The sequence below is a fragment of the Sphingopyxis sp. genome (genome assembly GCF_016463645.1).
GTDB lineage: Bacteria > Pseudomonadota > Alphaproteobacteria > Sphingomonadales > Sphingomonadaceae > Sphingopyxis.
Window position 1 is genome coordinate 1 of record NZ_JAEMQX010000044.1, and the last position, 21,399, is coordinate 21,399.

General features: G+C 66.9%; 25 protein-coding genes. 13 read left to right on the forward strand and 12 right to left on the reverse strand.

Going from position 1 to position 21,399, the window contains the following annotated elements; all coding sequences use genetic code 11:
- Together JHC57_RS11100 and crtY are read right to left on the reverse strand one after the other, a co-directional pair.
- On the reverse strand, positions 1-418 hold a 418-nt coding region (locus JHC57_RS11100; RefSeq protein WP_294030066.1), incomplete at its 3' end, for an FAD-dependent oxidoreductase.
- The gene (gene crtY, locus JHC57_RS11105) at positions 415-1,572 is read right to left on the reverse strand and encodes a lycopene beta-cyclase CrtY (RefSeq protein ID WP_294030067.1); all 1,158 of its coding nucleotides are present in this window, start codon (positions 1,570-1,572) and stop codon (positions 415-417) included. The genes crtY and JHC57_RS11100, both read right to left, overlap by 4 nt.
- A 74-nt stretch (positions 1,573-1,646) precedes the next feature.
- On the opposite strand from crtY, the gene JHC57_RS11110 reads away from it, so the two are divergent.
- Genes JHC57_RS11110 through JHC57_RS11130 form a run of 5 tightly spaced genes read left to right on the forward strand, consistent with a single transcriptional unit; the run spans position 1,647 to position 6,457 of the window.
- Positions 1,647-2,405: a sterol desaturase family protein gene (locus JHC57_RS11110; RefSeq protein ID WP_294030068.1), complete on the forward strand. Its 759-nt coding sequence runs from the start codon at positions 1,647-1,649 to the stop codon at positions 2,403-2,405.
- The gene (locus tag JHC57_RS11115) at positions 2,371-2,760 is read left to right on the forward strand and encodes a DUF2141 domain-containing protein (protein ID WP_294030100.1); all 390 of its coding nucleotides are present in this window, start codon (positions 2,371-2,373) and stop codon (positions 2,758-2,760) included. Before JHC57_RS11110 ends, JHC57_RS11115 begins: the two co-directional genes overlap by 35 nt.
- 32 nt (positions 2,761-2,792) lie before the next feature.
- A complete protein-coding gene (gene lnt / locus JHC57_RS11120; protein WP_294030069.1) occupies positions 2,793-4,418 on the forward strand; it encodes an apolipoprotein N-acyltransferase in 1,626 nt (541 codons plus the stop codon).
- A gap of 51 nt (positions 4,419-4,469) precedes the next feature.
- Positions 4,470-5,690: a methionine adenosyltransferase gene (gene metK / locus JHC57_RS11125; protein WP_294030071.1), complete on the forward strand. Its 1,221-nt coding sequence runs from the start codon at positions 4,470-4,472 to the stop codon at positions 5,688-5,690.
- Between the two features lie 53 nt (positions 5,691-5,743).
- The gene (locus tag JHC57_RS11130; RefSeq protein WP_294030072.1) at positions 5,744-6,457 is read left to right on the forward strand and encodes a tRNA (guanosine(46)-N(7))-methyltransferase TrmB; all 714 of its coding nucleotides are present in this window, start codon (positions 5,744-5,746) and stop codon (positions 6,455-6,457) included.
- On the opposite strand, the gene JHC57_RS11135 is transcribed toward JHC57_RS11130, so the two are convergent.
- The gene (locus JHC57_RS11135) at positions 6,454-6,597 is read right to left on the reverse strand and encodes a hypothetical protein (RefSeq protein WP_294030073.1); all 144 of its coding nucleotides are present in this window, start codon (positions 6,595-6,597) and stop codon (positions 6,454-6,456) included. The genes JHC57_RS11130 and JHC57_RS11135 overlap by 4 nt on opposite strands.
- A 142-nt stretch (positions 6,598-6,739) precedes the next feature.
- Positions 6,740-7,075 carry a hypothetical protein gene (locus JHC57_RS11140; protein ID WP_294030074.1) on the reverse strand — a complete coding sequence of 112 codons (336 nt, stop codon included), beginning with the start codon at positions 7,073-7,075 and terminating at the stop codon, positions 6,740-6,742.
- Between the two features lie 84 nt (positions 7,076-7,159).
- On the opposite strand from JHC57_RS11140, the gene JHC57_RS11145 reads away from it, so the two are divergent.
- Positions 7,160-8,086, forward strand: coding sequence for a LysR family transcriptional regulator (locus tag JHC57_RS11145; protein ID WP_294030076.1), 927 nt, complete (start codon positions 7,160-7,162; stop codon positions 8,084-8,086).
- 136 nt (positions 8,087-8,222) lie between these two features.
- Complete coding sequence (locus tag JHC57_RS11150) at positions 8,223-8,990, forward strand: sulfite exporter TauE/SafE family protein (RefSeq protein WP_294030077.1); 768 nt, start codon at positions 8,223-8,225, stop codon at positions 8,988-8,990.
- Positions 8,991-9,005: 15 nt separating this feature from the next.
- Here the strand turns inward: JHC57_RS11150 and JHC57_RS11155 are convergent, their stop codons facing one another.
- The 3 genes from JHC57_RS11155 to JHC57_RS11165 are packed head-to-tail and all read right to left on the reverse strand — an operon-like array spanning position 9,006 to position 12,148.
- Entirely contained in the window at positions 9,006-10,595 is a 1,590-nt protein-coding gene (locus tag JHC57_RS11155; RefSeq protein ID WP_294030079.1) for an MDR family MFS transporter, read from the reverse strand.
- Positions 10,596-10,601: 6 nt separating this feature from the next.
- A complete protein-coding gene (locus tag JHC57_RS11160; protein ID WP_294030080.1) occupies positions 10,602-11,702 on the reverse strand; it encodes an HlyD family secretion protein in 1,101 nt (366 codons plus the stop codon).
- The gene (locus tag JHC57_RS11165; protein WP_294030081.1) at positions 11,702-12,148 is read right to left on the reverse strand and encodes a MarR family transcriptional regulator; all 447 of its coding nucleotides are present in this window, start codon (positions 12,146-12,148) and stop codon (positions 11,702-11,704) included. Before JHC57_RS11165 ends, JHC57_RS11160 begins: the two co-directional genes overlap by 1 nt.
- Before the next feature lie 126 nt (positions 12,149-12,274).
- On the opposite strand from JHC57_RS11165, the gene JHC57_RS11170 reads away from it, so the two are divergent.
- The 3 genes from JHC57_RS11170 (at position 12,275) to JHC57_RS11180 (ending at position 15,631) form a co-directional block, all read left to right on the forward strand.
- On the forward strand, positions 12,275-12,922 hold the full coding sequence (locus JHC57_RS11170; protein WP_294030082.1) for a 2-hydroxychromene-2-carboxylate isomerase: 648 nt from the start codon (positions 12,275-12,277) through the stop codon (positions 12,920-12,922).
- 44 nt (positions 12,923-12,966) lie between these two features.
- Positions 12,967-13,719 carry an alpha/beta hydrolase gene (locus JHC57_RS11175; RefSeq protein WP_294030084.1) on the forward strand — a complete coding sequence of 251 codons (753 nt, stop codon included), beginning with the start codon at positions 12,967-12,969 and terminating at the stop codon, positions 13,717-13,719.
- Positions 13,720-13,792: 73 nt separating this feature from the next.
- Positions 13,793-15,631, forward strand: a complete 1,839-nt coding sequence (locus tag JHC57_RS11180) for a M2 family metallopeptidase (protein WP_294030085.1) — start codon at positions 13,793-13,795, stop codon at positions 15,629-15,631.
- Between the two features lie 97 nt (positions 15,632-15,728).
- Here JHC57_RS11180 and arr read toward each other — a convergent pair whose 3' ends face one another.
- Positions 15,729-16,151, reverse strand: coding sequence for an NAD(+)--rifampin ADP-ribosyltransferase (gene arr / locus JHC57_RS11185; protein ID WP_294030086.1), 423 nt, complete (start codon positions 16,149-16,151; stop codon positions 15,729-15,731).
- A 45-nt stretch (positions 16,152-16,196) separates the two neighbouring features.
- Complete coding sequence (locus tag JHC57_RS11190; protein WP_294030087.1) at positions 16,197-16,541, reverse strand: metalloregulator ArsR/SmtB family transcription factor; 345 nt, start codon at positions 16,539-16,541, stop codon at positions 16,197-16,199.
- A gap of 48 nt (positions 16,542-16,589) precedes the next feature.
- Between JHC57_RS11190 and JHC57_RS11195 the strand changes: the two genes are divergently transcribed.
- A complete protein-coding gene (locus JHC57_RS11195; RefSeq protein ID WP_294030088.1) occupies positions 16,590-17,072 on the forward strand; it encodes an SRPBCC family protein in 483 nt (160 codons plus the stop codon).
- Positions 17,073-17,078: 6 nt separating this feature from the next.
- Here JHC57_RS11195 and JHC57_RS11200 read toward each other — a convergent pair whose 3' ends face one another.
- A complete protein-coding gene (locus tag JHC57_RS11200) occupies positions 17,079-17,495 on the reverse strand; it encodes a helix-turn-helix domain-containing protein (protein ID WP_294030089.1) in 417 nt (138 codons plus the stop codon).
- A 105-nt stretch (positions 17,496-17,600) separates the two neighbouring features.
- Between JHC57_RS11200 and JHC57_RS11205 the strand changes: the two genes are divergently transcribed.
- Together JHC57_RS11205 and JHC57_RS11210 are read left to right on the forward strand one after the other, a co-directional pair.
- Positions 17,601-18,404 (forward strand): SDR family oxidoreductase, encoded by an 804-nt coding sequence (locus tag JHC57_RS11205; RefSeq protein ID WP_294030090.1) that lies wholly within the window; start codon positions 17,601-17,603, stop codon positions 18,402-18,404.
- Positions 18,405-18,505: 101 nt separating this feature from the next.
- On the forward strand, positions 18,506-19,093 hold the full coding sequence (locus tag JHC57_RS11210; RefSeq protein ID WP_294030091.1) for a hypothetical protein: 588 nt from the start codon (positions 18,506-18,508) through the stop codon (positions 19,091-19,093).
- An 8-nt stretch (positions 19,094-19,101) separates the two neighbouring features.
- Here JHC57_RS11210 and JHC57_RS11215 read toward each other — a convergent pair whose 3' ends face one another.
- Positions 19,102-19,875, reverse strand: coding sequence for an SDR family oxidoreductase (locus JHC57_RS11215; RefSeq protein ID WP_294030092.1), 774 nt, complete (start codon positions 19,873-19,875; stop codon positions 19,102-19,104).
- Entirely contained in the window at positions 19,872-21,356 is a 1,485-nt protein-coding gene (locus JHC57_RS11220) for an AMP nucleosidase (protein ID WP_294030093.1), read from the reverse strand. Before JHC57_RS11220 ends, JHC57_RS11215 begins: the two co-directional genes overlap by 4 nt.
- Positions 21,357-21,399 lie beyond the last annotated feature (43 nt).

The following is a 21,399-nucleotide window of genomic DNA, read 5'->3' on the forward strand; positions in this document are numbered from 1 at the left end:
GCTTTACATAACCCTGTTCGTACACGCCCCGCGAATAATCGAGGAAGCGGTCGTAACCGTCGACATCGGCGGGGTGGAGCGTTTCGATTTCGGCGCGCAGCGCGGCCTCGTCGTTCGAATAGTCGAAGTTCGTCCCGTCGGGCCAGTGCAGGCGGTAGAAGGGCATGACGGGAAGAAGGTCGACGTCGGCGGCCATGTCCTGCCCGCTCAGCGCCCAAAGCTCCTGGAGGCACGGCGGATCGGTGATCACCGTGGGGCCGGCGTCGAAGGTGAAGCCGTCCTTTTGCCAGTGATAGGCGCGCCCGCCGGGCTTGTCGCGCGCCTCGACGACGGTGGTCGCGACCCCCGCCGACTGGAGCCGGATCGCGAGCGCGAGCCCGCCGAAGCCCGCGCCGACGACGACCGCGCGGCGGCTCATCGCCAGTCGCGCCTCGCCAGCGCCGCGATCGCGCGGCCGACCGGTACGGGCGGCTTGCCGACGAGCAGGCGGAGCCGGTCGGCGGTTGTCGAGCGCCCGGCGTAGAAGCGGGCGATCAGCCCGGCGGGCAGGCGGTAGAAACGCTCGAAGATGCGGTAGCGCCGGTCCGGGTCGGCGGCGCGGAACAGCATCGCGCCGAGCATGCGATAGAAGCGCTGGCGGCGCCAGGCGGTCGCGGCGCGCCGGCGGAGGATGGCAGGGAGGTCGGCGCGATCGGCGAGCGCGGGGAGCGCCGATGCGGTGCGCACCGCGTGCGCGAGCGAATAGCCGGTCGTCGCATGGAACATCCCCGCGCGCACGCCGATCCGTGCCGTGCGGTCGGACGCGGGCCACAGCCGGTCGAAATCGCCCGCGATCACGACGGGCAGGACGCCGCTTTCCTCGCGCGTCGTCGCGGCGACCTCCCAGCCCTGCGCCGCGGCATGGGCGGCGATGCGTTCGCGGACGAGGTCGGCGTCGAGGTCGGGCTCGTCGCTGTAATAGGTGTCCTCGACGAACAGGGTCTCGGCGTCGAAGGGGAGCAGATAGACGAAGCGATAGCCGCCCACCTGCTCGACGGTGGCGTCCATGACGACGGGGTGGCCGATGCCGTGGCCGCCGCGGATGGTCAGCGCCTGCCCGACGAATTTCTGCCAGCCGCAGTCGAGGCCCGGAAACTTGCCCGCGCCGCGCGCGTCGATGACATGTTTCGCCGACAGGCGCCCGCCGCGCGACAGGAGCAGATGGTCGGGCGCGACATGTTTCGCACGGTCGGCGATGACATGCCCCGCGGGGAGCGCCGCCATCACGGCGTCGGCGAGCGCTTCGCCGGTGATGCTCTTGTACCCCATGCGCAGCGTGCGCGCGTGCGCGGGGAAGCGGACGTCGTAGCGCGGCCAGTGATGGCGGACGAGCGGCGCGACGAGCCAGCGGTCCTTCTTCGCGATATCGCTGTCGAAAAAGGACCAGACATGGTTGCCGCCGATCGGCCCGGGTTCGATCAGCCGGACGTCGAGATCGGGGCGCTGCCGGGCGAGCGCGAGCGCGGCGAGCCCGCCGGCGAGCCCGCCGCCGACGATCGCGATGTCGCACCTGTCGTTGCTCTGCCCCACCATGTCCTTGCCTTAGCCATGCGAAGGCGCGGGCGCAAAGCCATTGCAACGCCGCGACGAGCGGCTAGCCTTGCCCCATGACCGGCTGGGCGATCCTTTTCTCCGCGCTCGCGATGACCGCGATCGTCGGCGTACGCTATCTGGTCACCAGCGGCGCCTTCGCCTTCGCGACCCGGCTCCGGCACCCCGGCCTCTATCGCGGGCTCGAACCGCAGATGAAGCGCGAGATCGGCTGGAGCCTCGCGAGCGCCGCCATTTACGGGGTTCCGGCGGGCATCGTCGCCTGGGGCTGGCAGACGCATGGCTGGACGCGCATCTATACCGACGTCCACGCTTGGCCGCTCTGGTATCTGCCCGTCAGCCTGTTCGCCTATCTCCTCCTCCACGACACATGGTTCTACTGGACGCACCGCTGGATGCACCGGCCGCGCTGGTTCCGTCTCGCGCACAGCGTCCATCATGACAGCCGCCCGCCGACCGCCTGGGCGGCGATGAGCTTTCACCCGGTCGAGGCGATCACCGGCGCCGTCGTCATCCCGGCGCTGGTGTTCCTGATCCCGGTCCATGTCGCGGTGCTCGGCCTCATACTCGCGATCATGACCGTGATGGGGGTCGGCAACCATATGGGGTGGGAGATGTTCCCCCGCGCGCTCGTCCATGGACCCGCGGGGCGATGGCTGATAACCGCGACGCATCATCAGGCGCATCATGCCGCCTATCGGGGGAATTATGGGCTTTATTTCCGTTTCTGGGACAAGGCGTGCGGCACGGATATCGGGCTGGGCGATTTTTCCGCTGCTGCTGACCGCCGCCGGCGCGCCGCCGCCGACCGTTGAGGTCAGCGTCACCGGATTGCGCAGCGCGAAGGGGCAATTGCTCGTTTGTCTCACGACCAATCCCAAGGCGTTTCCCGATTGCAGCAAGGACAAGGCGTCGGTGCGCATGGCGGTGAAGGCGACCGACGCGGGCGATTTCGCGGTCCACGCGCCCGCGGCGGGCACCTATGCGATCGCGGTGGTGCATGACGAGAACAGCAACAACAAGATGGACACGGCGATCTTCCTGCCGAAGGAAGGTTTCGGTTTCTCGCGTAACCCGGCGATCACCGTCGGCCCGCCGAGCTTCAGATCGGCGAGCTTCGCGGTCGCGGGGGACATGCGCCAGTCGATCCGGATGAAATATATGCTCTAGTGGGCTCGCCGGCACGCGGCTAAAGCAGCGCCGTGACCGCGACCTCCTCCCGCATCGCCGCTTTCGCCGACCGCTGGCCAAAGCTTGTCGCCCTGCTGCTCGGCGCCGTTTCGGCGACGGGGTTCGCGCCGCTCCACCTGTGGCCGCTGACCCTGCTCGCGTTCGCGGGCTGGATGGCGCTCGTTGCGAAGAGCCCCAAGGGATCGCGTGCCCTGGGCGTCGGCTGGGCCTTCGGCGTCGGCCATTTCGTCATCGGGCTGAACTGGATCGCGACCGCCTTCACCTATCAGGCGGCGATGCCGGCGTGGCTCGGGTGGATCGCGGTCGTGCTGCTGGCGCTTTATCTTGCGGTCTATCCGGCGCTGGCGGCGTGGGGAGCGTGGGCCATACGCCGGTGGGGCGAGCCCGCGGCGCGGCTCGCGGCACCATCCTATATTCTGGCGTTCGCGGGACTCTGGACCCTCACAGAGTGGTTGCGCAGTTGGGTGTTCACCGGCTTTGCGTGGAACCCGCTTGGCGCGATTGCGATCGGTTTTGCCCAGCCCGCGCAATTGATCGGGACCTACGGCTTGTCAGGTCTCGTTGTCCTCGTCGCGGCGATTTATGTGCTGCCCTATCTGCAACGACGAACAGCCGGAGAGGCTCCTCCGGAAATACCGGAACGCCAGCAGCTTCTCTATCAGCTCGGCGCCGGCGTCGTGATCGCCCTCCTCATGGCGCTCGTCTATTTCCGCCCCTTCCCGGCGTCCGAAACACGGATGGCGGTCGGGACAATTCCCATCACCGTCGTCCAGCCCAATGTCGGCCAGCAGGACAAATGGGAGGGGAGCAAGGCCGACGCCAATTTCGCCAAGCTCGCGCGGCTGACGACCCCGAAGGACGACACCCCGCGGCTGATCCTGTGGCCCGAGGCGGCGGTGCCCGACTATCTCGAGCGCGGCTATCCCGCGGCCTATTACGACCGCTCGCCCGCCGAGGCGCGCGCGCGGATCGTCCGGCTGATGAACGCGGGCGACGTCATGCTGCTCGGCGCGCTCAAGCTCGAACTCGACCGGGCGGGCGAGGTCGTCGGCGCGCGCAACGCGGTGATGACCGTTCACGCCGACGGTACGCTCGGCCCGCGCTATGACAAGTCGCACCTCGTCCCCTATGGCGAATATCTGCCGATGCGGCCGGTGCTGTCGGCGCTTGGCCTGTCGCGGCTGGCGCCGGGCGATATCGATTTCTGGCCGGGACCGGGGCCGCACACGCTCGACCTCGGCGCCTTCGGCCGCGCGGGGCTGCAGATCTGTTACGAGATCATCTTTTCGGGGCAGGTCGTCGACCGCGCGCACCGCCCCGATTTCATCTTCAACCCGTCGAACGACGCCTGGTTCGGGAGCTGGGGGCCGCCGCAGCATCTGGCGCAGGCGCGGTTGCGCGCGATCGAGGAGGGGCTGCCGGTCATCCGCGCGACGCCGACGGGGATCAGCGCGGTGATCGATGCCGACGGCCGCATCCTCGAATCGCTGCCGATGCATGCCGCAGGGCGCATCGACACGACCATCCCGCGCGCGCATGCGCCGACGCCGTTCGCGCGCTTCGGCAACGTGCTGCCGGTCGGATTTGCGCTGCTGCTGCTCGCGCTGGCCATTGCCTTTCGCCGGCGCGGGCGCTAACAGCGCGGCCACATAAACTTTTCTTTATATCCGATCCAAAGAAAGTCTCCCATGCGCAACAGCTTCCTCTTCACCTCCGAAAGCGTGTCCGAAGGGCATCCCGACAAGGTGGCCGACCAGATCAGCGACTCGATCGTCGACCTGTTCCTGTCGAAGGATCCCGAAGCGCGCGTGGCATGCGAGACGCTGACCACGACGCAGCTCGTCGTGCTCGCCGGCGAAATCCGCTGCAAGGGCGTGTTCGAAAATGGCGAGTGGGCGCCGGGTGCGCTCGAGGAAATCGAGGCCACCGTCCGGAATACGGTGCGCGAGATCGGATACGAGCAGTCGGGCTTCCACTGGGAAAGCTTCCGCTTCGAGAATAATCTCCACGCGCAGTCGGCGCATATCGCGCAGGGCGTCGACGAGAGCGGCGACAAGGACGAAGGCGCCGGCGACCAGGGCATCATGTTCGGCTATGCATCGGACGAGACGCCCGACCTGATGCCCGCGACGCTCGATTACAGCCACAAGATCCTCGAGCGCATGGCGGCGGACCGCAAGGCGGGCACCGCGCCCTTCCTCGAGCCCGACACCAAGAGCCAGGTCACGCTGCGCTACGCCAACGAGCGCCCGGTGGAGGCGACCGCGATCGTCGTGTCGACGCAGCACGCGCCGGGTTATTTCTTCCACAATGGCGAAGGCGACGAAGCGAAATACACCGAACTGCGCAAATATGTACTGGGCGTGATCGCCGACGTGCTGCCGGCCGAGCTGCTCACCGCGAATACCGTCTATCACATCAACCCGACCGGCCGTTTCGAGATCGGCGGACCCGACGGCGACGCGGGGCTCACCGGCCGCAAGATCATCGTCGACACCTATGGCGGCGCGAGCCCGCACGGCGGCGGCGCGTTCAGCGGCAAGGACCCGACCAAGGTCGACCGTTCGGCGGCGTACATCACCCGCTATCTTGCCAAGAACATCGTCGCCGCGGGTCTTGCGCGCCGCTGCACGATCCAGCTCTCCTATGCGATCGGCGTCGCCGAGCCGCTGTCGATCTATGTCGACCTGCACGGCACGGGCACCGTCGAGGAAAGCCGCATCGAGGCGGCGATCCCGCAGCTCGTGCGCCTGACGCCGAAGGGTATCCGCACCCATCTCGGCCTCAACAAGCCGATCTACAGGCAGACCGCGGCCTATGGCCATTTCGGCCGCAAGGCCGAGGGCGACGCCTTCCCGTGGGAACGCACCGACCTGGTCGACAAGCTGAAGGCCGCGCTCGCGGCGTGATATGGCGCGGGGGGCGCTTGCCGCCCCCGGCCCGGCGCGCTAACGGGCGCGCCATGACTGCACACAAACCCGGCGACCCGACGACCCTCAACCGCCTCTACGGCCGATCGAAGGGGAAGCCCCTGCGCGCGGGACAGCAGGATCTGGTCGATACGCTGCTGCCGCAGATCGCGGTGCCCGCCGAGGGCGAGGTGACCGCCGTGCGGCTGTTCGGCGCCGACCAGCCGCTGCATTTCGAGATCGGCTTCGGCGGCGGCGAGCATATGGCGGGGCGCGCCGACATGCTGCCCGACCATGGCTTCATCGGCGCCGAGCCCTTCATCAACGGCGTCGCGCAGGCGCTGGTCCATGTCGCCGGCGATCACGGCGCCAGCCTGCCGCTCGGCAACGTCCGCATCCACCATGGCGACGCGCTCGAGGTGCTGCGGCGGATTCCCGACGGCGCGCTCTCCTTCGCCTATCTGCTCCATCCCGATCCCTGGCCCAAGGCGCGCCATGCGAAGCGGCGGATGATGAACGACGGCCCGCTCGACCTGATCGCGGCGAAGCTGAAACCCGGCGGCGAGTTCCGTTTCGGCACCGACCACCCGGTCTACCTCCGGCATGCGCTGATGGTGATGCGCCACCATCGCCACCAGTTCGGATGGCTGGCGAACGACTCGCGCGATTTTCAGGTCCGTCCCGGTGGCTGGCCCGAAACGCGCTACGAGGCCAAGGCGCGCGCGCAGGGACACGAGGTCTGGTACTTCCGCTACCGGCGGATCTAGTCGCGCGGTTCGGGCTTGGCGGCGGCCTCGCGCAGGCGGTTTTCGCGCATCGCCAGCTCTTCATACCGGCAGAGCGGCACCGTTTCCCTTGCGGGGGAGCGGGCGGGCGGCGTTTCGCGGCGGGGTTTCTTGCCGGTCATGACGCGCCATCCTAACCCGCGCGGCGCGCATAGACAAATGGGGCGGCCCCGTATCGGGTGCCGCCCCAGTCTTGTGGATCCGTCGGGGAGAGGGAGAGGACGGTCCGGAGATTGGTGTGTCAGGCTGTCTTAGCGCCCCATATTAACGAGAGGCCATCTGGCTGTCGGTTTCGACTTCGGCGACGCCGGCGATCTTCAGCGCGGCGCGGAACTGCTTGGCGGCGGCGCGTTCGTTGCCCGCTTCGCACAGCTTCTTGCCGGTCGAAACAAAGCGCTTGGCGCTCGACTGCTTGGAACCTTCGACGCCGCTGGCGGCGACATGCGCCTGTTCGGCGAGACCGGCGCAGCGATAGTCGCTGCCCGACTGGGCGTAAGCGGGGCTCGTCGAAGCCATCAGGCCGGCGAAGGCGAGGCCCGAAGCGGCGACGATGGCGAAGGCGGTCGGAAAGCGGCGGAAAGAGGAGAGCTGATAGGACATGGGAGAGGTTTCCTTTCGTTTTCTTGTGCAACCTTTTTAGGCGCGGTTGCGCAGATAGATAATCCTCTATAATCTGCAAGTGCTTTGAAGCAGGATTTAACAATCCCCCATGGGGCGCTCGACGGGATCGAAGCCTTCCTGCGTGTCGCGGAAAGGCGCAGCTTTTCGGCCGCCGCCGCCGACCTCGGCGTCTCCCCTTCGGCGATCAGCCAGACCGTGAAAGCGTTGGAAGCGCGCGTCGGCGCGCCGCTGTTCATGCGCACGACGCGCAGCGTCGGCCTGACGCAGGCGGGCGAGATGTTCCTCGAACGCGCGGCCCCCGCCTATACCGGGCTCGCCGATGCCTATGAGGCGGCGCGCAACCTCGGCAACCGGCCCGCGGGGCGGCTGCGCATCAACCTGATGCGCGGCGCGGTGCAACCTTTGTTCGAACCGATCATCGCGGGCTTTTGCGAGACCTATCCCGATATCGAGCTCGAAATATATGCCGACGACGCCTTGTCGGATCTCAGCGCCGGCGGGTTCGACGCCGGGGTGCGGATGGGGGAATCGCTCGACGCCGACGTCATCGCGGTGCGGCTGACCGGCCCCTTCCGCTTCGTCGTCGCGGCGACCCCCGCCTATCTCGACCGGCATGGCCGCCCCGAAACGCCCGAGGCGCTGCGCGAGCATCGCTGCATCCGCTTTCGCCTGACGACGGGCGCGCTGATGCCGTGGACCTTCGAGAGGGGGAACCGCGAATATGACATCGCCGTCACGGGCCCGGTGATCGTCAACGACTGGATCGCGGCGCTCGTCGCGATCCGCACGGGCGTCGCGATGGGGATGATGGCCGAACCGATGGCGAAGGCGATGGTGCAGACGGGCGAGCTCGAACTGGTGCTGACCGACCATGCCGCCGCGACCTCGGGCCTCTTTCTCTATTATCCCGGTCGCAAGCAGGTGATGCCGAAGCTGCGCGCCTTCATCGATTATGTGCGCGAATATCTGCCCGACGAAATCGCCGGCTGATCGAGTACGGACCCCGGGACGGAGCGGATCGATCGGGCGCAGAAACAAATCCCTTTGCCGCGCGCAGAAAAATTGGGCTGGCGCCCGCAGCCGAATCCCGGCAGCACGTTCTCAATCAAAAGGGTTGGGATGACATATGACTGAACTTGCGGCCATCGACTTCACCGCGCTCCTGCCATTCATCCTGATCGGGTTCGCGGCGCAGCTCGTCGACGGCGCGCTCGGCATGGCGTTCGGTGTCATCTGCAACACCTTGCTCGTCGCGGTTCTGGGCGTTCCCCCCGCGACCGCGTCGGCGCGCATCCATGTCGTCGAAATCTTCACGACCGGCGCCTCGGGGCTCAGCCATCTGTTCCACCGCAACATCGACTGGCCGCTGTTTTTCCGGCTGCTTATCCCCGGCGTGATCGGCGGCGTACTCGGCGCCTATGTCCTCACGTCGCTGCACGCCGATGTCGTGAAGCCCTTCGTGCTCGGCTATCTGGTGCTGATCGGCGTGTGGCTGCTCGTCCGCGGGTTGCTCTATCCGCCGAAGATCGAGAAACCCAAGGTCGTCGCGCCCCTCGCCGTGATCGGCGGCTTCCTCGACGCGGCGGGCGGCGGCGGCTGGGGGCCGGTCGTGACCTCGAACCTGCTCGTCCAGGGCGGCGAGCCGCGCAAGGTGGTCGGTACGGTCAACAGCGTCGAATTCTTCCTCGCGGTGGCGGTGTCGATCGCCTTCATCGCGAATCTCGGTTTCGAAGAGATTCTGGGCCCGACGCTCGGCCTGATCATCGGCGGCGTCGTCGCCGCGCCGATCGGCGCGATGATGGCGAAGCGTTTCTCGCCCAAGCTGATGCTGGTGATGGTCGGGATCGTGCTGACCGCGACGAGCGCCTTCGGCCTCTATCGCGCGCTGGTCTGATAGCCGCCGCCGGGGCTAGTGTCCCATGTCGGCGGCCGAGGCTTTCGGCGCGCCCGGCCGGGGCGGGCGGAGCAGCAGCACCAAAGGCACCGACGCGAGCGTCACCCACATCATCAGCCAGAAATCGTCGATATAGGCGACCATCGCCGCCTGCCGGTTGATCTCGGCATTGACCATCGCCATCGCCGCGTCGCCCGCGATGCCGAACCGGTCGGCGGTCGACGGGTCGAGCAGCGCGACCGAGCTGTTGGTGACATGCGCGGCGAGGTCCTCGTGGCTCGTCTGGATATTGGCGCCGAGCAGGGTGGTGACGATCGAGATGCCGACCGACGCGCCGATGCTGCGGAACAGGTTGAGCAGGCTCGACCCGTCGGTGCGATATTGCGGCCGGATCGTCGCGAACGCCATCGTGTTCAGCGGGATGAAGATCAGCCCCATGCCCAGCCCCTGCACCAGTCCGCTGACGATCACCGGCTGCATCCCCATTTCGAGCGACCAGTGGCTCATCTGCCAGAGCGAGTAGGCGGCGATGAGCAGCCCGGTGCCGACCATCCAGCGCGCGTCGATCTTGCCGAGCAATTGCCCCGCGACCCACATGCTGGCGAGGATGCCGATTCCGCGCAGCGCGAGGATGACGCCCGTGTCGATCACCGGCCAGCCGAACAGATTCTGCAGCATCGGCGGCAGCAGCGCCATCGACGCGAACATCACGACGCCGATCACGATCATGAACCCCATCGCGGTGACGAGATTGCGGTCGGCGAGCATCAGACGGCTGAACAAGGGCGCCCGCGCGGTGAACATATGGACGATGAACATCCACAGGCACGAGACGGCGACGCCGAGCTCGATCCAGATCTCGAGGCTGTCGAACCAGTCGAGGTGCGCGCCGCGGTCGAGCATCAGCTGCAAGGCGGCGAGCCCCAGCGCGAGCATCGAGAAACCGAACAGGTCGAAGCGCCGCGTGACGCTGCGTGTCCTGGGCAGCAGCGCCCACATCATCGCAAGCGTAAGCAGGCCGACGGGAAGGTTGACGTAAAAGACCCAGCGCCAGTTGACGCTTTCGGTCAGCCAGCCGCCCAATATCGGGCCCAGGATCGGCCCGATCATGATCCCCATGCCCCAGATCGACATCGCGCGCGCGTGGCGTTCGGGCGGGTTGATGTCGAGCATCACCGATTGCGACAGCGGCCCGATGAAGGCGGCGCTCACGCCTTGCAGGAAGCGGAAGGCGACCATCTGTTCAAGCGATTGCGCGGCGCCGCACGCCATCGACGCGATGATGAAGCCGACCACCGCCGCCATGAACAATTCGCGCCGCCCGATGCGGTCGGCCAGCCAGCCGGTGATCGGCATCGCGACCGCCGAGGCGAGGATATAGCTCGTCAGCACCCACGTCACCGTCTCGCTCGTCGCGCCCAATGCCGATTGCATGTGCGGGATCGCGACGTTGGCGATCGTCGTGTCGAGAATCTGCATGATCGACGCGCCCATGACGGCGACCGTCAGCAGCCCGCGATAGCGCACGCGTTCGTGCAGCGGGATGCTGTCGTCGTCGGGGAGCGCCGCGGCGGATGGCCGGCGGGGAAGGGCGTTGCTCGCCACGGGAGCTTACTTCGTAAACACCCGCACATCGGCCGACAGCCCGGCGATCATGTCGCGCGACGGCTTTTCGTCGAAGGCGATGCGCACGGGAACGCGCTGCGTCACCTTGACCCAGTTACCGGTGGCGTTCTGCGCGGGAAGCACCGAAAATTCGCTGCCGGTGCCCGCGCCGATCGTCAGCACATGGCCGCGCACCCTGACGCCCGGATAGGCGTCGAAGCTGATCTCCGCGCGTTGCCCGACGCGCATGTCGGCGAGGTCGGTTTCCTTGAAATTGGCCTCGACCCACGGGTGCGCGGTATCGACCAAGGTGACCGCGGGGAGCCCGGCCACCATCATCTGGCCGACCTGCAACCGGTCCGACTGCGCGATGCGTCCGGCGCTCGGCGCGCGGACGGTGGTGCGGCCGAGGTTCACCTGAGCCTGCGACCGCTGCACGCGCGCCGCCTCGACCTGCGGGTTGACGCCGCTCGACGGGCCCGCAGCGAGCTTGGTGCGCGCCTCGGCGGCAGCGGCTTCGGCCTGACGCACCTGCTCGCGCGCGAGGCTGAGCGCGTGGCGCGACGCGTCATAGGCGGCCTTCGTCGTGAAGCCCTTTTCCATCAGCGCCGCCTGCCGGTCGAAAGTGACCTGCGCGAACTTCACATCCTCGCGCGCGGCGGCGATGTCGACGCTCGACGTGTTCGCGCTCGCCGCGAGATTGCCGACCTCGACCTCGGCCGCGTCGATCGCCGCGGTCGCCTGTGCGACGGTCAGCGCATAGGGCTCGCCGTCGATGCGGAAGAGCAATTGCCCTTTCGCGACCTGCTGGCCGTCGCGGACGGCGACTTCGGTAATCCGTCCCCCGACTTCGGCGGCGACCGACACCTTGTCCATCTGGACATAGGCATTGTCGGTCGACACCGACCCGCCGCTCGTCAGCCACCAGCCGGCGCCGCCGGCAATGAGCAACACGGGCAGGCCGAACATCAGGAGGCGCGTGCGCCAGCCCGCCTTCGGGGCGGTTTCGGCCCCGGGCGCGGGGGCAGGCACCGGATCGGCCTTGGGCGCGGCCTTGGGCGGCGCCGCATTTTCGGCTTTCGGGCGCGACGGGGAGAGCTGGTCCATCAGGCGGTCTCTTTTTCTTTTTGGCAGATGCGGCGGGACAGGTTGGCGCGGACGCGTTCGACGAGATCGATCAGCTGCGCGGTCTCGGCGTCGCTCAACCCCTCGATCGCGTCGGCGGTGAGCGCATCGGCGGTGGGGCGGATGCCGTTCAGCAACTCGGCCGCGCGCGGGGTCAGATAAAGCTGCCAGGCGCGGCGATCGGCGGGGTCGGCGCGGCGCTCGACCAGCCCGGCCTCGACCAGCCGGTCGACCATACGCGACAGGGTGATCGGTTCGACTTCGATCAGCTCGGCGAGCGGCCCCTGCCTGATGCCTTCGTGGCGCTTGAGGTAGGTGATCATGCGCCATTGCAGCGCGGTCACGCCGCTGTCGCGCGTGCGCGCATTGAACGCGCGCCGGAACAGGCGCGCGGTGTCATTCAGCAGGAATCCGATCGGTTCACTCATGTCATAGGATATAATAGCAATTGCTACTATATTCAACCGCACTGCGGGATTGCCAACAGCCTCGAATATGGTGTAAATTTTCTTTACACTGCTTGCGTGGGGCATGTTTTTGGGCAGGATGTGGGGATGACTTTGACCGCCGACCTTTTCTGGTCCTTTCGTTCGCCGTACAGCTATCTTGCGATCGGCCGCTACCGCGCGCTCGCCGCGAGCCATGACGTCATGATCAACCTGCGCCCGGTCTATCCGCTCGCGGTGCGTCAGCCCGACTTTTTCGAGCGCAATCACCCGAACTGGCTGAGCTATACGGTGCGCGACATGATCCGCGTCGCGCAGTTCCACGGCATTCCCTTCGGCCCGCCGCGCCCCGACCCGATCGTCCAGGATCTGGCGACGCGCGCGATCGCGGCCGAGCAGCCCCATATCTATCGCCTGACGCGGCTGGGACAGGCGGCGGCGCGGCGCGGCAAGGGGCTCGCCTTCGCGCACGAGACCGGCCAGCTGATCTGGGGCGGTGCGCAGGACTGGCATCTCGGCGACCATCTGGCGGGCGCGGCGAAGCGCGCGGGGCTCGATCTCGCCGAACTCGATGCCGAGGCGGTGAGCGACGCCGGGACACTCGACACCGAGATCGCCGCCAATCAGGTCGCGCTCGAGATCGCGGGCCATTGGGGGGTGCCGACGCTGGTGTTCGACGGCGAACCCTTCTTCGGGCAGGACCGCATCGAAATGGCGAAGTGGCGGATGGAGCAGAAGGGCCTGCGTCCGCGCTGATCGGCGCTTGCCGAAGCGGGCGCGAAGGGCGCATAGCGCGGCGCATGACGAACGAACCGCAATTTTTCGAAGCGCGCGATGGCGTGCGGCTGGCGTGGCGCGAGATGGGAGCGGGGCGGCCCGTCCTTCTCCTCCACGGGCTCTTCTCGAACGCCGAGGTCAACTGGATCAAGTTCGGCACCGCGGCGCGTGTGGCGTCCGAAGGCCATCGCGTGATCATGCCCGACCTGCGCGTCCACGGGGCGAGCGACGCGCCGCACGGGGAGGAGCATTATCCGCCCGACGTGCTCGTCCATGATCTGCAGGACCTGATCGCGCATCTGGGCCTCCACGATTTCGACCTCGGCGGTTTCTCGCTCGGCGCGCGGACGAGCGCGCGCGCGGTCGTCGCGGGGATGAGGCCGGGGCGGCTGATCCTCGGCGGCATGGGGCTCGCGGGGCTCGCCGGCTGGCAGCGGCGCGGGAAATTCTTCAAGCGGGTGATCGCCGAATATGAGACGGCGAAGCGCGGCGACGACACCTGGCTGTCGGTCCAGTTCATGAAGACGATGAAGGTCGACCGGATCGCCGCGGGGCATCTGCTCGACAGCTTCACCGATACGACGCCCGACATGCTGGCGGCGCTGACGATGCCGACGCTCGTCGTGTGCGGCGAGCAGGATCAGGACAACGGGTCGGCCGGGGAACTGGTCGCGGCGCTGTCCGACGCGCGGCTGGCGACGATTCCGGGGACGCATATGTCGAGCGTGACCGAACCCGCGCTGGGTGAGGCGATCGCCGCCTTTCTGGCGGCTTGACCGGACTCGCGCCGAGCGCCTAGCTGTTCCCATGCGCCAGAGAGCGCTGTCAGAATATCCAGAGGACGCACCCATGAAAGCCATGATTTCGACGCTGTCGCTTGCCCTGTCGCTCGCGGTGGCGACCCCCGCGTTTGCGCAAGCCGCGCCTGCTGCCGCGCCTGCCGCCGCCCCCACCGCTGCCGACGCCGATGCCTTCATCGCCGGGGTCGAAAAGGATCTCTTCGACTATACGGTCGAGGCGAGCCAGGTGAACTGGGTCAATTCGACCTATATCACCGAGGACACCGATGCGATGGCGGCGCGGATCAACGCGGTCGGCACCGAAAAGTCGGTCAGATATGCGCTCGAGGCCGCGAAATACATGAACGTCGCGGGGCTGAGCGCCGACACGAAGCGCAAGCTCGACATCCTGCGCACCGGCATCGTGCTACCCGCGCCGACGACCCCGGGCGCGGCGACCGAGCTCAACACGATCGCGACCGATCTGCAGTCGCAGTACGGCAAGGGTCGCGGGACGCTGAACGGCAAGGAAATCTCGGGATCGGACATCGAGGCCGAGATGGGCAACCTCCAGAACACGCCGGCGCAATTCGCCGAGATGTGGACGAGCTGGCACGACAAGGTCGGCGCGCCGATGAAGGACGACTATGCGAAGATGGTCGGCATCGCCAACGAGGGCGCGAAGGAACTGGGCTTCGCCGACACCGGCGCGATGTGGCGTTCGGGTTATGACATGCCGCCCGAGGAATTCGCCAAGCTGACCGAGAAGATCTGGCAGGACATGAAGCCGCTCTATGTGGCGCTGCACACCTATGTCCGCTGGAAACTGAACGAGAAATATGGCGATGCGGTGCAGCCGAAGACCGGCCCGATCCGCGCCGACCTCCTCGGCAACATGTGGGCGCAGGAATGGGGCAATATCTACCCGCTCGTCGCGCCCGCGGGGACCGGCGACCTCGGTTACGACATCGGCGACCTTTTGACCGCGCAGGGCAAGGCCCCGCTCGACATGGTCAGGGCGGGCGAGAATTTCTATTCGTCGCTCGGCATGGCACCGCTGCCCGAAACCTTCTGGAAGCGCAGCCAGTTCCTGAAGCCCGCCGACCGCGAGGTCGTGTGCCATGCCTCGGCGTGGGACGTGGACAACAAGGACGACATCCGCATCAAGATGTGCATCAAGGTGAACGCCGACGACTTCATCACGATCCACCACGAGCTCGGGCACAATTATTACCAGCGCGCCTATAACAAGCAGCCGTTCCTCTACCTCAACGGCGCGAACGACGGCTTCCACGAGGCGATCGGCGATTTCGTCGCGCTGTCGATCACCCCGCAATATCTCGTCGACATCGGCCTGCTCGACAAGGCGAAGGTGCCGAGCGCCGACAAGGATATCGGCCTCCTGCTGCGGCAGGCGATGGACAAGGTCGCCTTCCTGCCCTTCGGCCTGCTCGTCGACCGCTGGCGCTGGGGTGTCTTCGACGGATCGATCCAGCCCGCCGATTACAACAAGGCGTGGACCGACCTGCGCAAGGAATATCAGGGCATCACGCCGCCGGGCGAGCGGCCGGCGAACGCGTTCGACGCGGGCGCGAAGTTCCACATCCCCGGCAACACGCCCTACACGCGCTATTTCCTCGCGCGCGTGCTGCAGTTCCAGTTCTATCAGGCGGCGTGCAAGCAGGCGGGGTGGAAGGGGCCGCTCCACCGCTGTTCCTTCTACGGCAACAAGGAGGTCGGCGCGAAGCTGAACGCGATGCTCGAAATGGGCGCGTCGAAGCCGTGGCCCGACGCGCTGCAGGCCTTCACCGGCAGCCGCGAAATGTCGGGCAAGGCGATGGCCGACTATTTCGCGCCGCTGAAGAAATGGCTCGACGAGCAGAACAAGGGCAAGCCGCAGGGGTGGTAAGACGCCGGGAAGGATGATCAAAAAGGGGGCCGGGAAGCGATTCCCGGCCCCCTTGTCGTCGGGATTGTCACGGGCGCGAGATGCGTATCGGCGCGCGTCAGTTGATGATTTCGCCCCGTTCGTCCGAGCGCAGCGCGACCAGTCGCTCCCTCCACATCCGTAGTGCTTCGGGCGTCAATCTGGCCCAATGCGTGATTTCGCCGATGATCCTGAGCGGCGCGTCGCTGCGATACGACCGCGTGGGATTGCCGGGAAATTTCTTGTCGGTCACGTTCGGGTCGTTCTCGAACGCCCCGGTCGGTTCGACGGCATAGACACGCGGGACCCCGCTGCCGTCGGCGAGTTCCGCCGCGATTTCGGCGGCCAGTCCCGCACCGTCGACAATGGCCGTGAAATAGATGTGGTTCATCACCACTTCGGGACGATAGTTCGACCGGAATCCCGCGGTCAGCAAATCGCCGACGCGCAAATCCGCGATTGTGCCGTGAAAGAACGGCCCCTCGTCCAGCACTTCGGTCATCGTCATCATCCTTGTCTTGCGGATCGGCCGTCCCGACCGGCCGCTTCAGCGATCGCTCCCGGCGACCTCATGCTCCATCGCGAGCCTGAAGCGGGCGAGCCGTGCGGTCGCGGCGGCGGCGTGAGGGCCGATCCAGCGGTCGTGGATGTCCTGAATGGGTATCGCGTCGAGATGGTTCCAGCGCTCGCGGCCACGGCGTTCGGCGATGACCAGCCCGGCATCCTCCAGCACTTTCAGATGTTGCATCACTGTGCAGCGGTCGATGTCGGCGAAATGGGCGCAGAGCATCCCGGTAGTGAGCGGCTGGTCCCTGAGATCGTCGAGTATCTGCCGCCGAATCGGCGAGGCGAGCGCCTTGAAGGTCGCGTCGAACTGGTCGTGAATTGACATGTTACATAATTATAACATAATGAAGGGCGACTCAAGCGGAGAATCGACATGGAGCTGAAATTCAGGGTCGCGGCGCGGATTGCGAAGCCGGTGCACGAGGTGTTCGAGGCGGTCGCCGACCCCGCGAAGCTGTCGAACTATTTCACGACCGGCGGCGCGAAGGGCCGGCTCGAGACCGGCGCGACGGTGGAGTGGGATTTCCACGATTTTCCCGGCGCCTTTCCGGTGTGGGTGATCGAGGTCGTGCCCGACGAGAAGATCGTCCTCGAATGGCAGGCGAGCGAAGGCGAGGCGCACAACGTCGAGGGCAGCGAACCGAAGGACGCCGATTACCGCACGCGCGTGACCATGAGCTTCAAGGGCCTCGACGACGGGCGCACCCTGGTCGAGATCGCCGAGGAAGGCTGGCGCGAGAATCAGGGCGCGCTCGGCGCGTCCTACGGCAATTGCCAGGGGTGGTCGCAGATGCTCTGCGCGCTGAAGGCGTGGACCGAATATGGCATCAATCTGCGCGAGGGCATGTACAAGTAGCGACGACTACTCCGGATATTCGAAGCGAAGCGGGCGCGACCCGATCGGCGCGCCGCTGTTGGCGTCGATCACGACCGGGCGCACCACCTCGCCCGTTTCGGCGTCAAGGTGGCGGCTGAGCGCGCCGCCGCCGTTATATTTGCGGCCCCACGCGCCGATCGCCATCAGGATCGGCAGGAAATCGCGCCCGGCATCGGTGAGCAGATATTCGTCGCGCGGCGGGCGCTCGCTGTAGCGGCTTTTTTCGATCAATCCCGCGTCGGTGAGCGCCGACAGTCGCCGCGACAATATGTTCGGCGCGATGCCGAGGCTGGTGCGAAGCTGCTCGTAGCGCGTCAGCCCGCGCTCGATATCGCGCAGCACGAGCATGCTCCAGCGGTCGCCGACGCGCATCAGCCCGCGGTCGACGGGACAGGTTCCCAAATTATTTTCATGCTCGCTCATTGAAGTCATATGGGGCAGTTACTATCATTTTGCAAGCGACCCGTATGCTTCCCGTTTTGGGGCCGCCTCACAAGGAGCAATGATATGACTACTCCCACCGGAACGGCCCTGATCACGGGCGCCTCGACCGGCCTTGGCGCCGTTTATGCCGACCGCCTCGCCAAGCGCGGGCACGACCTGATCCTCGTCGCACGCAACGGCGCGCAGATGGAAGACCTCGCCGCGAAGCTGCGCGCCGAAACCGGGGTCTCGGTCGATGTGATCGTCGCCGACCTCACGAAAAACGGCGATGTGACGCGCATCGAGCAAAGGCTGATCGACGACGCGAACATCACATTGTTCGTCAACAACGCCGGCATGTCGCTGAATGGCGGCACGCTGGAGAATAGCGCGGCCGAGATCGAGACGATCATCGCGCTCAACATCACCGCCGCAGCGCGGCTTGGCATCGCGGCGGGCAAGGCGTTCGGCGCGCGCGGCAAGGGCGCGATCGTCAATATCGCCTCGGTGCTCGCGCTCGCCCCCGAAATGTTCGAGGGCGTGTACAGCGGGTCGAAGGCGTTCCTGCTCAACCTCAGCCACGCGCTGGCGGCGAACGGCCGCGAGCGGGGTTTCCATGTGCAGGCGGTGCTGCCCGGCGCGACGCGCACCGAGATCTGGGAGCGCTCGGGCAAGGATATCGACGCCTTCCCCGCGGAAATGATCATGGACGCGGGCGACCTCGTCGATGCGGCCCTGCTCGGCCTCGATCGCGGCGAGGAAGTGACGATCCCCCCGCTGGCCGATGAAGGCCAGTGGAAGGATTATCTTGCCGCGCGGCTGGCGATGGGGCCGAACCTGTCCCGCCGCGATGTGGCTCCGCGCTACCGGGCAGGCGCGGTGGCGTAGGCCGACGCTGCCGACACACGAAAAGGCGCCATTCCGGGCCAAGCCCGGGATGGCGCATTACTCCTGATGCTTTCCTTGAACGGCATTGCTATCGTTTGCGAATGACGCTGGCGGCACTTTCCCTTGCACTGACGGTCGTCGGCCAGGCAAATGCCGCCGCCGTCAACCCGATCACATTTCCGTCGGCTTCGGTCGCTTTCGAAAAGGGGGTCATGGCGTGCGAGGCCGTCTATACCGGCGCCCTGACGGGTGAAAAGTCCGATCCGGACAAGCCGGGCCCCTTTTCGCAGCGCGGCTTCTACATGTCCGCATCGGGAGACGAGGCCAAGGTCAACATGCTCATGCTCGGGCAGCAGGCCCATGTATACAAAGGCAGCGTCGAGGGCGCCGCGGGCGTCGTCTATATCGTCTTTTCCCGCGCACCCTTGGCATGCCGTGTGGCGAGCTTCGATGCTCCGGACAGCCATGAAGGGGTGTTGGAGCAACTGAACAAGCGGGGTTCGGGATGGGTGGCGCAGGCGACCACAAGTCCTTCGCCCGCGGCGAAAATGCAGCTCTTCCGGAAAGAGATCGTCGGGAAGCCGGTTACCTTGAACCTGAGCTGGCCGGTGGCGCGGGGCAAGGGCCCCAACGGGCTTGCCGCGATGGCGACGATGATCGTTCAGGATGCGGCGTCCGTTATCCGGTAGCGCAAGCGCTATGCATTGCGCGCCGTCAGCCCGCCGTCGACCGGGATCACCGCGCCGGTGATATAGCTTGCCGCGGGCAGCACGAGGCCGAGCGTCACATGCGCGACCTCTTCGGGTTCGCCATAGCGGCGAAGCGCGGTGCGGCGCCGTGCGAAGGTTGCCTTGTCCTCTTCGGGCACCTTGTCGGTCATGCCGGTGCGGATCGGGCCGGGGCAGATGCAGTTGACCGTGATGCCCTCCTTGCCGAGATCGACCGCAAGGCCGCGCGTCAGGCCGGTGACCCCGGTCTTCGCCGCCACATAGGGCGTATCGCCGGGGGTCGCGCCCAGGCCCTCCGTCGAGGCGATGTTGACGATGCGCGCGGCGTCGCTCTGGCGCAGGAACGGCAGCGCGGCGCGCACCATGCGCTGGTGCGCGGTCAGCATCACCGCAATCGCGCGGTGCCAGATCGCCTCATATTCGTCGTCGGCATCGAGCGGGCAGAAGCCGGAGACGCCGGCGTTGTTGATGAGAATGTCGATGCCGCCGAAATGTGCGGCGATGGCGGCGACCGTCGCCTTGATCGCCTCGCCATCGGCGACGTCGAGCACGAAGGCTTTGGCATTCGGCCCGGCCTTGGCTGCGACGGCGTCGCAGGCCGCGAGGTCGAGGTCGGTGACCGCGACCTTCGCGCCCTCGCCTGCGAGGAGCAGCGCGGTCGCGCGGCCCATGCCGCTCGCGGCGCCGGTGACGATCGCGACGCGGCCGACGACCGAGCGCGAGCGGTCCGGCGCCCCGCTCATCTGAACGGCGGCTCGTTGAATGCGCGGAGCTTGCGGCTGTGGAGCTTCGCGCCCTCGTCGCGCATCGTCTCGCACGCGCGAATGCCGATCTGGAGGTGCGCGGCGATCGCTTCCTCATAGAAGCGGTTCGCCTGTCCGGGCAGCTTGAGTTCGCCGTGGAGCGGTTTGTCGCTGACGCACAGCAGGGTGCCGTAGGGGACGCGGAAGCGGTAGCCCTGCGCGGCGATCGTCGCCGATTCCATGTCGATGCCGATCGCGCGCGACTGCGAGAAGCGCAGCGCGCTGTCGGTGTAGCGCAGTTCCCAGTTGCGATCGTCGGTGGTGACGACGGTGCCGGTGCGCATGCGCTTCTTGAGGTCGGCGCCGGTGGCGCCCGACACCGCTTCGGCGGCGGTCGCGAGCGCGACCTGCACTTCGGCGATCGGCGGGATCGGGATCGCGACCGGCAGCACCGCGTCGAGGATATGGTCGTCGCGGAGATAGGCGTGCGCGAGTACATAGTCGCCGATCCGCTGGCTGGGGCGCAGCCCCCCGCAGTGACCGATCATCAGCCACGCCTCGGGCCGCAGGACCGCGAGATGGTCGCAGATCGTCTTGGCGTTCGACGGGCCGACGCCGATGTTGACGAGCGTGATGCCGCCGCCGTCGGGCGCGATCAGGTGATAGGCGGGCATCTGGTGCCGCCGCCACGCGCTGTCGGCGACGAGCGCGCTCGCGTTGATGCCGGGCTGGTCGACATAGAGGCCTGCGGCGCCCGCGAGTGCGGTGTAGCGGCCTTGTCCGACCTGCGCCCCCGCCCAGGCGACGAATTCGTCGACGTAGCGGTGATAGTTGGTGAACAGGATGTAGCGCTGGAAATGCTCGGGCGCGGTGCCGGTATAGTGGCGAAGGCGCGCGAGGCTGAAATCGGTGCGGAGCGCGTCGAACAGCGCGAGCGGCTGGTCGGCGGCGGGATCCTGCCCGAACAGGCCGTCGGCGAGTTCGTCGCCGATGTCGGCCAGTTCCGTGGTCGGGAAGTGGCGCGCGAGTTCGAGCGGGGTGACGCCGCCCATGTCCGAGCCGTCGCTGGCGTCGAGCACATAGGGGAAGGGGATCTGCTGCCCCGTTCGCGTCACTTCGAGCGTGATGTCGTAATGGTGCGCGAGCAGCATGAGCTGTTCGCGCAGATAATCGGCGAAGAGGTCGGGGCGCGTTACCGTGGTGATGAACTCGCCCGCGCGCTCGAAGCGGCCGAAGGCGAGATTATGGCCCTTCTGCCCCTCGCGCTGCTCGCCCGTCGTGGTGAGGCGGATCGCGGGATAGTCGAACAGGCCCTTCGCGGCGGCATCGGCCGGCGGCAAGGTGCGGTCGCGGACATAGGCGGCGATGGCGGATTTGAGATTGGAGACCGACGCGCGGAACCTGTCCTGAAGTTCGGCGATGATGCCCTCGACAAGGGCGGCGGGGTCGGTGATCTCGGGTCGATTTGATGATGATGTCATCGCGTCGCTGTTGCACGAAATTGTGACAAAAGGGAAGGGCGGG

What these genes read in the sequence shown, in the direction of transcription:
- JHC57_RS11110 (WP_294030068.1), top strand. Translation starts at nt 1,647, where the DNA reads ATGACCGGCTGGGCGATCCTTTTCTCCGCGCTCGCGATGACCGCGATC.
- JHC57_RS11130 (WP_294030072.1), top strand. Translation starts at nt 5,744, where the DNA reads ATGACTGCACACAAACCCGGCGACCCGACGACCCTCAACCGCCTCTAC.
- JHC57_RS11170 (WP_294030082.1), top strand. Translation starts at nt 12,275, where the DNA reads ATGACTTTGACCGCCGACCTTTTCTGGTCCTTTCGTTCGCCGTACAGC.
- JHC57_RS11215 (WP_294030092.1), bottom strand. Translation starts at nt 19,875, where the DNA reads ATGAGCGGGGCGCCGGACCGCTCGCGCTCGGTCGTCGGCCGCGTCGCG.
- JHC57_RS11135 (WP_294030073.1), bottom strand. Translation starts at nt 6,597, where the DNA reads ATGACCGGCAAGAAACCCCGCCGCGAAACGCCGCCCGCCCGCTCCCCC.
- JHC57_RS11165 (WP_294030081.1), bottom strand. Translation starts at nt 12,148, where the DNA reads ATGAGTGAACCGATCGGATTCCTGCTGAATGACACCGCGCGCCTGTTC.
- JHC57_RS11140 (WP_294030074.1), bottom strand. Translation starts at nt 7,075, where the DNA reads ATGTCCTATCAGCTCTCCTCTTTCCGCCGCTTTCCGACCGCCTTCGCC.
- JHC57_RS11160 (WP_294030080.1), bottom strand. Translation starts at nt 11,702, where the DNA reads ATGGACCAGCTCTCCCCGTCGCGCCCGAAAGCCGAAAATGCGGCGCCG.
- JHC57_RS11180 (WP_294030085.1), top strand. Translation starts at nt 13,793, where the DNA reads ATGAAAGCCATGATTTCGACGCTGTCGCTTGCCCTGTCGCTCGCGGTG.
- JHC57_RS11150 (WP_294030077.1), top strand. Translation starts at nt 8,223, where the DNA reads ATGACTGAACTTGCGGCCATCGACTTCACCGCGCTCCTGCCATTCATC.
- JHC57_RS11210 (WP_294030091.1), top strand. Translation starts at nt 18,506, where the DNA reads ATGACGCTGGCGGCACTTTCCCTTGCACTGACGGTCGTCGGCCAGGCA.
- JHC57_RS11175 (WP_294030084.1), top strand. Translation starts at nt 12,967, where the DNA reads ATGACGAACGAACCGCAATTTTTCGAAGCGCGCGATGGCGTGCGGCTG.
- JHC57_RS11195 (WP_294030088.1), top strand. Translation starts at nt 16,590, where the DNA reads ATGGAGCTGAAATTCAGGGTCGCGGCGCGGATTGCGAAGCCGGTGCAC.
- crtY (WP_294030067.1), bottom strand. Translation starts at nt 1,572, where the DNA reads ATGGTGGGGCAGAGCAACGACAGGTGCGACATCGCGATCGTCGGCGGC.
- arr (WP_294030086.1), bottom strand. Translation starts at nt 16,151, where the DNA reads ATGACCGAAGTGCTGGACGAGGGGCCGTTCTTTCACGGCACAATCGCG.
- JHC57_RS11190 (WP_294030087.1), bottom strand. Translation starts at nt 16,541, where the DNA reads ATGTCAATTCACGACCAGTTCGACGCGACCTTCAAGGCGCTCGCCTCG.
- JHC57_RS11205 (WP_294030090.1), top strand. Translation starts at nt 17,601, where the DNA reads ATGACTACTCCCACCGGAACGGCCCTGATCACGGGCGCCTCGACCGGC.
- metK (WP_294030071.1), top strand. Translation starts at nt 4,470, where the DNA reads ATGCGCAACAGCTTCCTCTTCACCTCCGAAAGCGTGTCCGAAGGGCAT.
- JHC57_RS11220 (WP_294030093.1), bottom strand. Translation starts at nt 21,356, where the DNA reads ATGACATCATCATCAAATCGACCCGAGATCACCGACCCCGCCGCCCTT.